13 protein-coding genes are annotated in these 14,733 nt (G+C 55.9%); 1 reads left to right on the top strand and 12 read right to left on the bottom strand.

Features of this window, described 5'->3' with window-relative positions; translation table 11 throughout:
- Window positions 1-192: 192 nt before the first annotated feature.
- The 9 genes from N1037_03325 to rpsL form a co-directional block, all read right to left on the bottom strand.
- Window positions 193-489: a 50S ribosomal protein L23 gene (locus N1037_03325; GenBank protein UWS80073.1), complete on the bottom strand. Its 297-nt coding sequence runs from the start codon at window positions 487-489 to the stop codon at window positions 193-195.
- The gene (gene rplD, locus N1037_03320) at window positions 486-1,103 is read right to left on the bottom strand and encodes a 50S ribosomal protein L4 (GenBank protein ID UWS80072.1); all 618 of its coding nucleotides are present in this window, start codon (window positions 1,101-1,103) and stop codon (window positions 486-488) included. Before rplD ends, N1037_03325 begins: the two co-directional genes overlap by 4 nt.
- Window positions 1,100-1,810, bottom strand: a complete 711-nt coding sequence (gene rplC / locus N1037_03315) for a 50S ribosomal protein L3 (protein UWS80071.1) — start codon at window positions 1,808-1,810, stop codon at window positions 1,100-1,102. Before rplC ends, rplD begins: the two co-directional genes overlap by 4 nt.
- An 18-nt stretch (window positions 1,811-1,828) precedes the next feature.
- Complete coding sequence (gene rpsJ, locus N1037_03310; protein UWS80070.1) at window positions 1,829-2,143, bottom strand: 30S ribosomal protein S10; 315 nt, start codon at window positions 2,141-2,143, stop codon at window positions 1,829-1,831.
- Window positions 2,144-2,377: 234 nt separating this feature from the next.
- Window positions 2,378-2,977 carry a hypothetical protein gene (locus tag N1037_03305; GenBank protein ID UWS80069.1) on the bottom strand — a complete coding sequence of 200 codons (600 nt, stop codon included), beginning with the start codon at window positions 2,975-2,977 and terminating at the stop codon, window positions 2,378-2,380.
- A gap of 261 nt (window positions 2,978-3,238) precedes the next feature.
- Window positions 3,239-4,414 (bottom strand): elongation factor Tu, encoded by a 1,176-nt coding sequence (gene tuf / locus N1037_03300; protein UWS80068.1) that lies wholly within the window; start codon window positions 4,412-4,414, stop codon window positions 3,239-3,241.
- A 63-nt stretch (window positions 4,415-4,477) separates the two neighbouring features.
- Window positions 4,478-6,595, bottom strand: a complete 2,118-nt coding sequence (gene fusA, locus N1037_03295; protein ID UWS80067.1) for an elongation factor G — start codon at window positions 6,593-6,595, stop codon at window positions 4,478-4,480.
- Window positions 6,596-6,616: 21 nt separating this feature from the next.
- Window positions 6,617-7,087 carry a 30S ribosomal protein S7 gene (gene rpsG, locus N1037_03290; GenBank protein UWS80066.1) on the bottom strand — a complete coding sequence of 157 codons (471 nt, stop codon included), beginning with the start codon at window positions 7,085-7,087 and terminating at the stop codon, window positions 6,617-6,619.
- A 15-nt stretch (window positions 7,088-7,102) separates the two neighbouring features.
- The gene (gene rpsL, locus N1037_03285) at window positions 7,103-7,474 is read right to left on the bottom strand and encodes a 30S ribosomal protein S12 (GenBank protein UWS80065.1); all 372 of its coding nucleotides are present in this window, start codon (window positions 7,472-7,474) and stop codon (window positions 7,103-7,105) included.
- Between the two features lie 364 nt (window positions 7,475-7,838).
- Between rpsL and N1037_03280 the strand changes: the two genes are divergently transcribed.
- Window positions 7,839-8,648, top strand: a complete 810-nt coding sequence (locus N1037_03280) for a putative rhamnosyl transferase (GenBank protein UWS80064.1) — start codon at window positions 7,839-7,841, stop codon at window positions 8,646-8,648.
- A gap of 9 nt (window positions 8,649-8,657) precedes the next feature.
- Here N1037_03280 and N1037_03275 read toward each other — a convergent pair whose 3' ends face one another.
- The 3 genes from N1037_03275 to rpoC form a co-directional block, all read right to left on the bottom strand.
- The gene (locus N1037_03275) at window positions 8,658-9,524 is read right to left on the bottom strand and encodes a DMT family transporter (protein UWS80063.1); all 867 of its coding nucleotides are present in this window, start codon (window positions 9,522-9,524) and stop codon (window positions 8,658-8,660) included.
- Window positions 9,525-9,527: 3 nt separating this feature from the next.
- On the bottom strand, window positions 9,528-10,334 hold the full coding sequence (locus N1037_03270) for a putative rhamnosyl transferase (protein UWS80062.1): 807 nt from the start codon (window positions 10,332-10,334) through the stop codon (window positions 9,528-9,530).
- Between the two features lie 120 nt (window positions 10,335-10,454).
- Window positions 10,455-14,696, bottom strand: a complete 4,242-nt coding sequence (gene rpoC / locus N1037_03265) for a DNA-directed RNA polymerase subunit beta' (GenBank protein UWS80061.1) — start codon at window positions 14,694-14,696, stop codon at window positions 10,455-10,457.
- Window positions 14,697-14,733: the final 37 nt, after the last annotated feature.

Here is a 14,733-nt window from a genome sequence, read left to right as displayed (position 1 = left end):
CTGCGGTGTTCTGCCCTCGCATGGCAATTGGGACCATAGCGGAGGTTCTAAACCAATACTCGAGACTCAAAATGTTCCCCATCAATACATGGCTGGATTCAATTCTGACATATTAGGGCTCTTCGCCTTCTGCTCAACAAAAAAAGGCCCTCGCTTGCGCGAGGGCCTCTCCATTTTAAAAGAACCTAAGTCTCAGAGTCCGGTGGACACGTCGATTGTGTTGCCCTCTTCGAGCGTCACATAGGCTTTTTTCACGTCTTTGCGACGGCCAATCTGGCCGCGGAACCGCTTTTGCTTACCCTTGGTGATGGTGGTGTTGACCGCCTTCACTTTCACACCAAAGAGGCTTTCAACAGCTTCTTTGATCTGGGGTTTGTTGCTGTCGATCGCAACTTCAAAAACAACCGCACCGTTTTCGGATGCCATGGTGGTTTTCTCGGTGATGATCGGCTTGCGGATCACGTCGTAGTGTTCTGCTTTAGCGTTCATTTCAAACGAGCCTCCAGTGCTTCGAGACCAGCCTTGGTGATAACCAGGGTGTCACGCTTCAGGATGTCGTAAACGTTCGCACCCATTGTTGGCAGGATATCCAGACCTTCAATGTTGCGCGAGGCTTTCAGGAAGCCTGCGTTTACTTCGGCACCGTCGATGACCAGCGCGCGCTTCCAGCCCAGGTTTGCAACCTGTTTGGCCAGAGCACCGGTTTTGCCTTCGGCAGCAGCGTCAGAGATCACCACCAGTTCACCGGCTTTCGCCTTGGCGGAGAGTGCGTGACGCAGACCCAGCTTACGGAACTTTTTGGTCAGCTCGTGGCCGTGCGAACGCACAACGGGGCCTTTGTAGATACCACCACCGCGGAAGATCGGAGCAGAACGTGCGCCGTGACGTGCGCCGCCGGTGCCTTTCTGACGATAGATCTTCTTGGTCGAGTATTTGACTTCCGAACGGGTCTTTACCTTGTGGGTACCGGCCTGTGCGTTGTTACGCTGCCAGCGGACCACACGGTGCAGAATGTCCGCACGTGGCTCCAGACCAAAGAGGTCAGCGTTCAGCTCGATGTCGCCAGCTTTGCTGCCGTCGAGATTCATCACATCAAGTTTCATGCTTCACCACCTTCCGCAGGGGCTTCGCTCGCAGCGGCTTTGATACCAGCTGGGAAGGGAAGACCTTCAGGAGCTTTCTTCTTCACGGCATCCTTGACGGTGACCCAGCCAGACTTTGGACCAGGTACGGCGCCTTTGATGAAGACCAGACCACGGTCGGCGTCAGTTTTGACGACTTCCAGGTTCTGTGTGGTTACGCGGGCAGCACCCATGTGACCAGCCATCTTCTTGCCTTTGAAAACCTTACCGGGATCCTGACACTGGCCAGTGGAACCGTGCGAACGGTGCGAAATCGAAACACCGTGTGTCGCGCGCAGACCACCAAAGTTCCAGCGCTTCATCGCACCGGCAAAACCTTTACCGATGGATGTACCGGTCACGTCAACTTTTTGACCTGCCAGGAAGTGCTCGGCCGAGATTTCGGCGCCGACTTCGATGAGAGCATCAGCAGGCACGCGGAATTCCACGAGCTTACGCTTGGGCTCTACCTTGGAGGCCGCAAAGTGACCACGCATCGCCTTGGAGACGCGCTTGACCTTAGCGGAACCCGCACCGAGCTGAACAGCTGTGTAGCCGTCTTTGTCATCGGTACGCTGAGACACAACCTGCAGCCCGTCCAGGTGAAGAACGGTCACAGGGATCTGCTGACCATCTTCCATGAACAAACGAGTCATGCCGACTTTTTTTGCAATAATACCAGAGCGCATTATTTATACCCTCCGTTCTTAAGATTGCAGTTTGATCTCGACGTCCACACCAGCGGCCAGGTCGAGCTTCATCAGCGCGTCCACGGTCTGGGGGGTCGGATCAACGATGTCGAGCATACGCTTGTGCGTACGGATCTCGAACTGGTCACGAGATTTCTTGTCAACGTGGGGACCACGCAGAACGGTGAATTTCTCGATCTTGTTTGGCAGTGGGATCGGGCCGCGAACAGTCGCGCCGGTCCGCTTGGCAGTGTTGACGATCTCTTGTGTGCTGGCGTCCAGTACACGATAGTCAAATGCCTTGAGCCGAATACGGATATTTTGGCTTTGCATTAGTCAGCCTTTATCTAGGCGTGGGGGTTGAGAGGAGGGGCAGCGACCACCGCTTACCCTCATCGAACCCAAAAGGCGGGAATCACCCCGCCTTGTTGTTCCACCAGGGAACTAGCGCCCTATACGCCTGAATGGCCCATGGGGCAAGACGTTTCGCGCGCGAAACAGTTGCCTAAGGGGCGGACGGTGGGTTTGGGGTTTGTTACGGTCGACCAATGCAAACAAATGCACGCCTCATACAAGTTTGGCACAAGTCTCAATTGAACGGCACGCCAACTCCAAAGCCAGCTTGGTTTTGTCTGAGATCGTCTTGTCTGAGTACCTTTTAGGCTTCACAAGATCCATGATGCAGAACCTGGAATTCCCCAATGCTGTTCCCTTGAAGGAATCAAGCAAAATTAGAGAGCCTATGTTTGCAATTCTTTGAGCGAGTTCCGGTTTTTGTGTCGCCCAAACTAGGTGCAGGTGGCTCTGGCCCTTTTCGAAGGTACGAAACCAAGGGTCAACTTTTAGCTCGATGTCAAAGTTGGGTGCAGAGTAGACCCGCTCTTGATCAACTACTTCTATATGTTTGGCCTTCCCAAACTTTGCCATAAAGTTCTCAAAAGCAGCTCTATTATACTTACGTTCCGCTTCTTTAGTTGGCGTCTCCAAAATTTCTTCGATTTCTTCAGGGGAAGCACCCTCAATATGTTGATGAATGGCCTTCTTCAAAGACCAATGGAAATTGTGACCAACACCTGGACTATTCAGCATGGTGTCAAGTGCACCTGCCAACTCGACCTGATCGAAATGGCAAAGCTTAATGAAGGTTTGAAGGCGCATCTTAAGCATTTCACTCTCCCATTAGATCAGTTCAGTATCACCCCAAAATTCGAAACAAGTAAAGGAAACTCGATTTCGTTCCTGAAAGGCCGGAGTAGCAATTGTTGAATTGGGTTATGTAAGGATTGGAAATTTAGGATTTCTCACAAGCAAAAAGGGCGCCCCTGGGGCGCCCTTTTGTCGAATTCACCTGTGTGATTTTCGGGACATTCGCGCCTTGGCGCGAATACCCTGTCACCGCGGGCCAGAGTTTCCTATGGAAACTCGGCCTTACTCGGTGATTTTGGACACAACGCCGGCACCAACGGTGCGGCCGCCTTCGCGGATGGCAAAGCGCAGACCGGCTTCCATCGCGATGGGGGCGATCAGTTCAACGTCGAACTTCAGGTTGTCGCCTGGCATAACCATTTCGGTGCCTTCGGGCAGGGTCACGGTGCCGGTGACGTCAGTTGTACGGAAGTAGAACTGAGGACGGTAGTTGGCGAAGAACGGCGTATGACGACCACCTTCATCCTTGGTCAGGATATAGGCTTCGGCTTCGAATTTGGTGTGTGGGTTCACCGACTTAGGTGCACACAGAACCTGGCCACGCTCAACAGCTTCACGGTCGATACCGCGCAGCAGGGCGCCGATGTTGTCGCCAGCTTCACCGCGATCCAGCAGCTTGCGGAACATTTCAACACCGGTACAGGTGGTGGTCTGGGTGTCTTTGATGCCAACGATTTCGATGCTGTCGCCAACATTGATCACGCCACGCTCAACACGGCCGGTCACAACGGTACCACGACCAGAGATCGAGAACACGTCTTCAACAGGCATCAGGAAGGGCTGGTCAACGGCACGTGCAGGAGTAGGGATATACTCGTCAACGGCTTTCATCAGCTCTTTGATTTTCTCTTCGCCGATTTCAGGGCTGGTGCCTTCCATCGCCGCCAGAGCGGAACCTGCGATGATAGGAATATCGTCGCCAGGATATTCGTAGCTGGACAGCAGCTCACGGATTTCCATTTCAACCAGCTCGAGCAGCTCTTCATCGTCGACCTGGTCAACTTTGTTCATGAAGACAACCATGTAAGGGATGCCAACCTGGCGACCCAGCAGGATGTGCTCACGGGTCTGAGGCATTGGGCCGTCAGCCGCGTTCACAACCAGGATGGCGCCATCCATCTGCGCCGCACCGGTGATCATGTTTTTCACATAGTCAGCGTGGCCGGGGCAGTCGACGTGCGCGTAGTGGCGAGTCTCGGTTTCATACTCAACGTGCGCCGTCGAGATGGTGATGCCGCGGGCTTTTTCTTCTGGTGCGCCGTCGATCTGGTCGTAGGCTTTGAAGTCACCAAAGTATTTGGTGATCGCTGCGGTCAGAGTGGTTTTACCGTGGTCAACGTGGCCGATGGTGCCGATGTTGACGTGTGGCTTATTACGTTCAAACTTTTCCTTAGCCATGATGGCCTCCTTTGTTATTGAGGAAGGCTCGCAATAATTGCGACCCTTCCAATGTCTTGTCGCTTACGCGAATTTTGCCTGGATTTCGTCCGAGATGTTCTGCGGTACGGGATCGTAATGCGAGAACTGCATGGTGAACTGGGCGCGGCCCGAGCTCATCGAACGCAGGGTGTTAATGTAGCCGAACATGTTCGCCAGCGGCACGTTTGCTTCGATCGCAATCGCGTTGCCACGGGGTTCCTGGCCGGACACCTGACCACGACGGGAGGTCAGATCACCAATGATACCACCAGTATACTCTTCTGGCGTGATCACTTCCACCTTCATGATAGGCTCAAGCAGCTTGGCGCCAGCAAGACGCATGCCTTCACGCATACACATCCGAGCGGCGATTTCAAAGGCCAGAACCGAGGAGTCCACATCGTGGAACTTACCGTCGATCAGAGCAACTTTGAAGTCGATCACAGGGAAGCCTGCAAGCGGGCCAGAATCCATCACCGAGTTGATGCCTTTTTCGACACCTGGGATGTATTCTTTTGGAACCGCGCCGCCAACGATGCGGGATTCGAAGGAATAGCCTTCGCCTGCTTCGGTGGGGGAGATGATCATCTTCACTTCGCCGAACTGACCCGAACCACCCGACTGTTTCTTGTGGGTGTAGGTATGTTCAACTTCGTGACCGATGGTTTCACTGTAGGCAACCTGAGGCGCACCAATGTTGGCTTCAACCTTGAATTCCCGCTTGAGACGGTCAACCAGGATGTCCAGGTGCAGTTCGCCCATGCCCTTCATGATGGTCTGACCGGACTCGATGTCGGTCTCCACACGGAAGGATGGATCTTCAGCAGCCAGACGACCCAGACCTTGAGACATTTTCTCTTGGTCGGCTTTGGTCTTGGGCTCAACCGCGATCTCGATAACCGGATCGGGGAAGGTCATGGTTTCCAGAACCACCGGATCGTTGACGGCGCAGAGCGTGTCACCTGTGGTGGTGTCTTTCAGACCTGCCAGCGCGATAATGTCGCCCGCGAATGCTTCCGTGATTTCCTCACGGTCATTCGAGTGCATCATCATCATCCGGCCAACCCGCTCTTTACGACCTTTGGTCGAGTTCAGCAGGGTGTCGCCTTTGTTCAGAACACCGGAATAGATCCGGGTGAAGGTCAGCGAGCCAACAAAGGGGTCGTTCATGATTTTGAACGCCAGGCCAGAGAAGGCCATGTCATCATCCGCGCGGCGGGGGATGTCACGGGTTTCTGTTTCGTCACCTGGTTTGAAGCCCATGTAATCAACAACGTCCAGCGGGCTGGGCAGATAGTCGATCACAGCATTCAGCAGCGGCTGAACACCTTTGTTTTTGAAGGCAGACCCACCCAGAACAGGCACAAATGCCAGCGCCAGAGTACCCTTGCGCAGCAGTTTACGCAGAGTTGGAACGTCGGGCTCTTCACCTTCCAGGTAGGCTTCCATGGCGTCGTCGTCTTGCTCGACGGCGTTCTCGATCATTTTCGCACGCCATTCGTCGGCCAGCTCTTTCAAGCTGTCGCGGATGGGGGCTTTGATCCAGGAGGCACCAAGGTCTTCACCCTGCCACAGCCATTCTTCCATGGTGACCAGGTCAACCAGGCCTTCCAGCTCGGTTTCTGCACCAATCGGGAAAGCAACCGGAACAGCAATTGCACCGGTACGGTCTTCGATCATGTGAACGCAGTTGAAGAAGTCCGCGCCGATTTTGTCCATCTTGTTGACAAAAACCATACGTGGAACCTTGTAGCGGTCAGCCTGACGCCACACGGTTTCGGTCTGGGGTTCAACACCGGCGTTGGCGTCCAGAACACAGACAGCACCATCGAGAACCGCCAGCGAACGCTCAACTTCAATGGTGAAGTCAACGTGGCCGGGGGTGTCGATGATGTTCAGACGGTGCTTGGCGCTGTCCGCATTTTCGCCGTCTTCGGTGCGTTCCCAGAAGGTGGTGGTCGCAGCCGAAGTAATGGTGATACCGCGTTCCTGCTCCTGCTCCATCCAGTCCATGGTGGCTGCACCGTCGTGCACCTCACCAATGTTGTGGGACTTGCCTGTGTAATACAGGATGCGCTCGGAACAGGTGGTTTTACCTGCATCGATATGCGCCATGATGCCGAAGTTACGGTAATGGTTGAGTGTATACTCGCGTGCCATTGGTCTAATGTCCTTTGGAAATTACCAACGATAGTGGCTGAACGCTTTGTTCGCTTCGGCCATCTTGTGGGTGTCTTCGCGCTTTTTAACAGCAGTACCACGCGATTGAACAGCATCCATCAGCTCGCCTGCGAGGCGCTCTTCCATGGTGTTCTCATTGCGCTTGCGTGCTGCAGTGATCAACCAGCGAATGGCCAATGCTTCGCGACGCTCAGGGCGAACTTCGACGGGAACCTGGTAAGTTGCACCACCCACACGGCGGGAGCGAACTTCGACCGAAGGTTTGATGTTATCAAGAGCTTCGTGGAAAACTTCCACTGGAGCGCGCTTGATCTTGCCTTCGACGCGGTCAAATGCGTTGTAGACAATTTTCTCTGCAACCGACTTCTTACCGTCGATCATCAGGTTGTTCATGAACTTGGTCAGAACGCGGTCACCAAACTTGGCGTCTGGCAGTACTTCGCGTTTTTCAGCGGCGTGACGACGTGACATATCAGCCTCTCCTTCTTACTTAGGACGCTTCGCGCCGTACTTCGAACGACGTTGTTTACGGTCTTTGACGCCCTGGGTATCCAGAACACCGCGCAGGATGTGGTAACGGACACCGGGAAGGTCTTTTACACGACCGCCACGGATCAGAACCACAGAGTGCTCCTGAAGGTTGTGGCTTTCCCCTGGGATGTAGGAGATCACTTCAAAACCGTTGGTCAGGCGAACCTTGGCAACTTTCCGCATCGCGGAGTTCGGTTTCTTAGGTGTGGTGGTGTAAACACGTGTGCATACGCCGCGTTTCTGCGGGCACTGCTCCAGGTGCATCGACTTGGAGCGTTTGATTTTTGGCTGGCGCGGCTTGCGGATCAGCTGTTGGATCGTTGGCATTCCGGTTCTTTCCCCGTTTCGCAACTTTGGTCATGCATGCCCGAATGAGCATACGGCTAGGTCTTCCTGCGCTTGAGCGTCCGCAAGCGCAAAAACCGCAATCGCTTCCATTCCGAGGTAAGCGACGCGGTGGTTTTTCAGAGGGTCCGGGTGATAAAAGTTCCCGGACCTTGGTCCACAACAATATAGATTTCGGCTATAGGGGCGACCCCCGAGTTGCCGGATAAGCGCGCGTATATGGGGAGTCGCGGGGCTTGTCAACTCCACCGCAGCCCCCGCTGCAGGAAGAGCCGCTTGCGCCACGGCCTTTGCCATGCATAGTTGTGCTGACTGCCAAAAAATACAGCCTTTCAGGACATCGCACATGCAGGTTATTGGTCTTTGCCGTTTTTCCTACCCTGCCATCGGCGGTTTTCAGGTGGAACACGACTCTATCGAAGAACGCATTGCCTTTCTCTACGCCGAAGCGCGTCTGGAAGAGCGGTTTCAGCTGATGGAGGCCATCGCCCTGCCCTGCCTGCGGACGCAGACCGATCAGGATTTTGAGCTGATCATCGTGATTGGCGACAGCCTGCCTGCCCATCACGTCTCGCGGCTGCGCGATCTTTGCGCTGATATACCCCAGATCACCATCCATGCCGAGCCCCCGCGCAGGCAGCGCCAGGTGATGAAAGAGATCCTGAATGCAGCGCGGCGCGACCCGCAGGCGCCATGCCTGCAGTTTCGCCATGATGACGATGATGCCATCTCGGTGGATTTTATCGAACGCCTGCGCCAGACCCTACAGGACTGTCCTGGCCTGGTTGCAAAAAGCAAAACCCTGGCCGTTGATTTTAATCGCGGCTATGTCGCCGAATTAGGCGCTGCCGGGATTGCGGCAACGGAAATTCACCGGCCCTATTATGTCGCCTCCTTGGGGATGTATGTGCAGGGGAACTGTCCGCTGACCATCATGAACTTTGCCCACGAAAAGATCCTGCGCTTCATGCCCACGGTCACCATTAGCGATGCGCCGATGTTTGTGCGCAGCCACAATGGCTTTAATGACTCGCGGCAAAAGAAGGTGAAGCCGGTTCCGGTCACCCCGATAGATGACGCGCTTGCAGCGGATTTTGAGGCCCGGTTTGCCCTGCGCCAGGATGATGTCCGCCGGATCTTTGCAGCCAAGAGCTAGCTGCCGGCCCTAGCCACTGGTCTGCTGCCGTTCCCGGTACAGGGTGAACAGGCCAGCTGCCACCACCAGGGTGGCACCCATCAGGGTCAACTGGTCCGGCCAGTCACCAAAGACCAGCCAGCCCAGGATCAGCGCCCACAACAACCCGGTGTAGCGAAACGGCGACACCACCGCGACATCGCCAACCCGCATTGCCATCACCGAGCCAAGATAGCCCAACAAAATGATGCAGGCCGCGCCGGCCAACAGACCCACCTGCCCGGTGGAAACAGGCACCCAGTCCTGAAAGAAACTATAGCCGATGCCAAATCCCAGCACCGAAAAGGAGGCCAGAACCGTCACCGTCATCGAGGGCACATTTGCAGACATCCGCCGCGTTGACAGATCCCGCAGGGTGACACAGGCCACCGCCCCCAGCGCATAGACCGAGGCCGGTTCAAAGCCGCCCGGTCCCGGCCGCACAATCATCAACATACCGCAAAAGCCAACCAGGATCGCCACCATGCGGCGCCAGCCCACTGGCTCTTGGAACAACAGGGATGCGCCTAGGGTGACGGTCAGGGGCAACATCTGCAAAACTGCGGTGATATTGGCAATTGGCATCTGCATCAGCGCCGTCAGGAACAGGAAGGTGGCGCCGCCTTCGGCCAGACAGCGCAGGCCCACCAGGCCCCAGTCCCGGCGGCTCAGCCGAAAACGCAGGCTGCCCTGGTAACGGGCAAAGGCATAGATCAACAGCGAGGCCATGGCGCCGCGCAGAACCAGGATCTGCGACAGCGGCAGCGCGTCTCCCACCCCCTTGACCAATGTGTCGTTAAAGGTAAAGGCCGCCATGGCCCCCATCATGAACAGCGCGCCTTTGTGATTGGGTGTCATGGCTCAAAGCCCCTTTAAGGCCGCGAGGCTCTGGCCAAAATGGGCCTGTAGACTGGCGTCGATTTCGTCGGGGTCCATCCGGCCAGTAATGCCGGTTTGCGCCGGTTCGGATTTGTTATCCCCATGGATCGTACGGATATAGGCAGGCACCTGCATATCCGAATAGAGATTATAGTGCCGCGCCAGTCTGCGGTGGTTGAACCTATAGGGATTGGCACCGCTCTCCACCGGGGTCACCAGCGCGGTGCCCGCTGACAGGGGCGCTTGCTCAATGGCATCAAACACCTGCGGGCCATCTGGGGTGGCTTGCAAATAAAACCCGCGATTATGGGCGATCACAAAAGAGGTCTCGGCTGGTTGCAACGGCAGCAGCCCCGCGGCCAACCGACGGGTGCGGCGGACAAAATCCAGGTCCACCGCGTCATCATCATCCAGGCGAAACAGAATGCGGTGGCTGGCGCCCTGTGACGGCACCGAGTCATAGCCCTGTTTCAACAACCGGTAGTGGTTGCGCGTCCCCACAGGGCGCAGGTGGATATTGTCATAAGGCGCCAAAAGATCAGCCAACCGATTGAGGTAGAGCTCGGGCATTGCCTTGGCGGTCAGCACCACCAGATCAAAATTCGGATCACTCTGGCGCACCAGCGATGGCAGGCAAAGGTTCTCAAAAACGCTGAAACGCAGCTCCATTCGGTCCGGGTTGAACAGATGCCGAGCGGTCTGTTTCAGGTTGGCAAACCGTTCAGAGTAATAGGTCGGCGTCAGCACTGAAAAACGCACCAGTCCCACCATGTTCATGCTCTGCATCATCGCGCCCCTTGCCCCTGCAGTGTCTAAATAGCCCATGGGGCTGGCAAGCACAAAAAGAAACCCCCGCACCAAAGCGCGGGGGTTTCAATCTCATTCGTCAGTGCCGTAGGGCGCCTGAGCTCAATCGCGGCTTTCCGGTGTCTCCACCAGATTGTCGAAGGTATCGCTTGCCAGGTCGCTTTCCGCCACAGGCGCTGCCAGTGCGGCGGCGGCTTCGGCTTCTTCGCGACGGGCCTCAAGAACCACATTGTCGCGACCCTGAGCGATCGTGCGAACGCGCTGGGTTGCCCCACCTGTCCCGGCTGGGATCAGACGGCCAACGATGACGTTCTCTTTCAGGCCAACCAGTTTATCCTTCTTACCCTGAACCGAAGCTTCGGTCAGAACCCGGGTGGTCTCCTGGAAGGAGGCCGCCGAGATGAAGGAACGTGTCTGCAACGATGCCTTGGTGATCCCAAGCAGGATCGGCGCGCCCTTGGCAGGACGCTTGTTGCGCGACAGCGCTTTTTCATTGGCTGCGATGAACTCTGCCTTATCCACATGTTCGCCTTTGAGCAGTGTGGTTTCACCCGAGTCCGAGATCTCCCATTTCTGCAGCATCTGGCGCACGATGACTTCGATGTGCTTATCGTTGATCTTCACACCCTGCAGGCGATACACGTCCTGCACTTCGTCGATCATGTAGTTCGCCAGGGCTTCGACACCCATGATGCCAAGGATGTCATGCGGTGCTGGGTTACCGTCCATGATGTAGTCACCCTTCTGGACAAAGTCACCTTCCTGAACAGGAATGTGCTTACCCTTGGGCACCATGTATTCGACGGCATCCAGCGACTCATCCGCAGGATCAATGGCGATGCGGCGCTTGTTCTTGTAGTCGCGGCCAAAGCGCACGTAACCATCCAGTTCGGCGATGATGGCGTGATCCTTGGGACGACGGGCTTCGAACAGTTCCGCAACCCGTGGCAGACCACCGGTAATGTCCTTGGTCTTGGCGCCTTCACGCGGGATACGCGCAACAACGTCACCAGCCTGAACCGCTTCGCCATCCTCAACCGAGAGAACCGCATCCACAGACATCGGGTAGGTCACAGGGTTGCCATTGTCGAGACGCATAGGCTCGCCATCGCTGTCCACCAGAATGATCTCAGGCTTGAGTTCGCTGCCTTTGGGGGCGGCGCGCCAGTCGATCACGATCTTCTGGGTCATACCTGTTGCTTCATCGGTTTCATCGCGCACAGCGATACCCGAAACCAGATCGACATATTTTGTCGTACCGGATTTTTCGGCGATGATTGGCAGAGTATAGGGATCCCATTCGAACAGTTTGTCACCACGGGCAATCTGCTGACCGGCCTTGACGAAGAGTTTGGAACCGTAGCTCAGCTTGTGGCTGGCGCGTTCTTCACCGTGTTCGTCCTGGATGATCATCTTCATGTTACGACCAACAATCAGAACGTCTCCATCGGAGTTCTTCAGAGTGTTTTCGTTTTCATAAACGATCTTACCGTCGTGGCTGGCTTCCTGGAAGGACTGCTGACCACCCTGAGCAACGCCGCCAATGTGGAAGGTCCGCATTGTCAGCTGTGTACCGGGTTCACCAATCGACTGCGCGGCGATAATGCCGACAGCTTCACCGGTGTTGACCATGGTACCACGTGCAAGGTCACGACCATAGCACATGGCGCAGACGCCCTCTTCGGCCTCACAGGTCAGAGGCGAACGAATGCGCATGGTCTGAACACCGGCTTCTTCGATGGTGTCGGCCAGACGTTCGTCGATCAGTTGACCGGACGCCGCAAGGATTTCCTCGGTGCCTGGACGTTTGACGTCTTCAGCAGTGACACGACCCAGGATGCGCTCACCAAGGCTGGCAACCACTTCACCGTCATTGACCGCAGCAGAGGCCGTGATCGAGTTTTCGGTGCCACAGTCCCGATCGCGCACGATGCAATCCTGTGCCACGTCAACCAGACGACGGGTCAGATAACCCGAGTTCGCAGTTTTCAGAGCCGTATCCGACAGACCTTTACGGGCACCGTGGGTGGAGTTGAAGTACTCCAGAACCGACAGGCCTTCTTTAAAGTTCGAGATGATCGGTGTCTCGATGATGTCGCCGTTTGGCTTGGCCATCAGGCCCCGCATACCGCCCAGCTGTTTCATCTGCGTAACCGAACCACGGGCACCGGAGTGGGCCATCATATAGACCGAGTTTGGTTCCGCCTCAGAGCCGTCGTCATGGCGCTTGGAGGTCGAAATCGTGGTCATCATGGCGTCCGTGACGCGGTCGTTACATTTAGACCAGGCATCCACAACTTTGTTGTACTTTTCACCCTGAGTGATCAGGCCGTCCATGTACTGTTGTTCAAAGTCTTTCACCAGACTGCGGGTCTCGTTGACGATGGGCCATTTGGTTTCAGGAACAACCATATCGTCCTTGCCGAACGAAATACCTGCCTTGAAGGCCTCGCGGAAACCCATGGTCATGATCTGGTCACAGAAGATAACCGACTCTTTCTGACCACAGTAGCGGTAGACAGTATCGATGACCTGCTGCACCTCTTTCTTCCGCAGAAGACGGTTCACCAGCTCAAACGGCGCCTTGGCGTTCTTGGGCAGCAATGCGCCCAGCAAAACACGACCCGGCGTGGTTTCAAAGCGCTGAAGCACTTCGTTGCCTTCGTCGTCAATCTGGGTGATCCGCGCAGTGACGCGGGAGTGCAGGTGAACTTCACCGGCGTCCAGCGCGTGCTGCACTTCTTCGATGGTGCCAAAGACCTTGCCTTCACCGATCATGCCTTCGCGGTCCAGGGTCACATAGTAGAGACCCAAGATCATATCCTGCGACGGAACGATGATTGGCGCGCCGTTTGCAGGCGACAGAACGTTGTTGGTCGACATCATCAAAACGCGTGCTTCCAGCTGGGCCTCAAGGCTCAGCGGCACGTGAACAGCCATCTGGTCACCGTCAAAGTCAGCGTTGAAAGCCGAGCAAACCAGCGGGTGCAGCTGGATGGCCTTGCCTTCGATCAGCGTGGGTTCAAACGCCTGGATACCAAGACGGTGCAGTGTTGGCGCCCGGTTCAGCATGACAGGGTGTTCGCGGATGACTTCGTCCAAGATATCCCACACTTCGGGACGCTCTTTTTCCACCAGCTTCTTCGCCTGCTTCACGGTTGAGGACAGACCTTTGGCCTCAAGACGCGAATAGATGAAGGGTTTGAACAGCTCCAGCGCCATCTTTTTGGGCAAGCCACACTGATGCAACTTCAGCTCGGGGCCGGTCACAATGACCGAACGACCGGAGAAGTCGACGCGCTTACCCAAAAGGTTCTGACGGAAGCGACCCTGTTTGCCTTTCAGCATATCGCTGAGCGATTTCAGCGGACGCTTGTTGGCACCGGTGATGACCCGGCCACGACGGCCGTTGTCAAACAGCGCATCCACAGATTCCTGCAACATCCGCTTTTCGTTACGAACGATGATGTCAGGGGCGCGCAGCTCGATCAGGCGCTTCAGACGGTTGTTCCGGTTGATTACCCGACGATACAGATCGTTGAGGTCAGAGGTCGCAAAACGGCCCCCGTCCAGCGGCACCAGCGGGCGCAGCTCTGGCGGAATAACCGGGATCACGGTCATGATCATCCATTCTGGGCGGTTGCCGGATTCCAGGAAGGATTCCACAACTTTCAGACGTTTGATGATCTTCTTGGGCTTCAGCTCACCAGTGGCCTCGGCCAGCTCGGCGCGCAGGTGCTCTGCCTCGGAATCCAGATCAATGGCCGCCAGCATTTCGCGGATTGCTTCGGCGCCGATATTGGCGGTGAAAGCATCCATGCCATAGGCATCCTGGGCGTCCATGTACTCTTCTTCGGTCATCATCTGGCCATAGGTCAGATCGGTCAGACCGGGTTCGATAACAACGTAGTTTTCAAAGTACAAAACCCGCTCCAGATCGCGCAGGGTCATGTCCAGCATCAGGCCGATCCGGGAAGGAAGCGACTTGAGGAACCAGATGTGCGCAACTGGGGCTGCCAGTTCGATATGGCCCATGCGCTCGCGGCGCACTTTCTGCAGGGTAACTTCAACACCACATTTCTCGCAGACAACGCCGCGATACTTCATGCGCTTATATTTACCACAGAGGCATTCGTAGTCTTTGATCGGGCCAAAGATACGGGCACAGAACAGCCCGTCGCGCTCGGGCTTGAAGGTCCGGTAGTTGATGGTTTCTGGCTTTTTGATTTCGCCATAAGACCAAGACAGGATCCGTTCCGGCGACGCCAGGGAGACTTTGATTTCATCAAAGACCTTGGTCGGCGTCAGCGGGTTGAACGGGTTGTTGGTGATTTCCTGGTTCATTTGTGTTTCCTCAAATTTGTGCGGAAGGGGGGAGTGG

Origin of the sequence: Phaeobacter sp. G2 (assembly GCA_025163595.1) — a bacterium.
Taxonomy (GTDB): domain Bacteria; phylum Pseudomonadota; class Alphaproteobacteria; order Rhodobacterales; family Rhodobacteraceae; genus Pseudophaeobacter.
The sequence above is the reverse complement of the archived record's forward strand: the minus strand, read 5'-3'. Positions and strand labels throughout refer to the sequence as shown.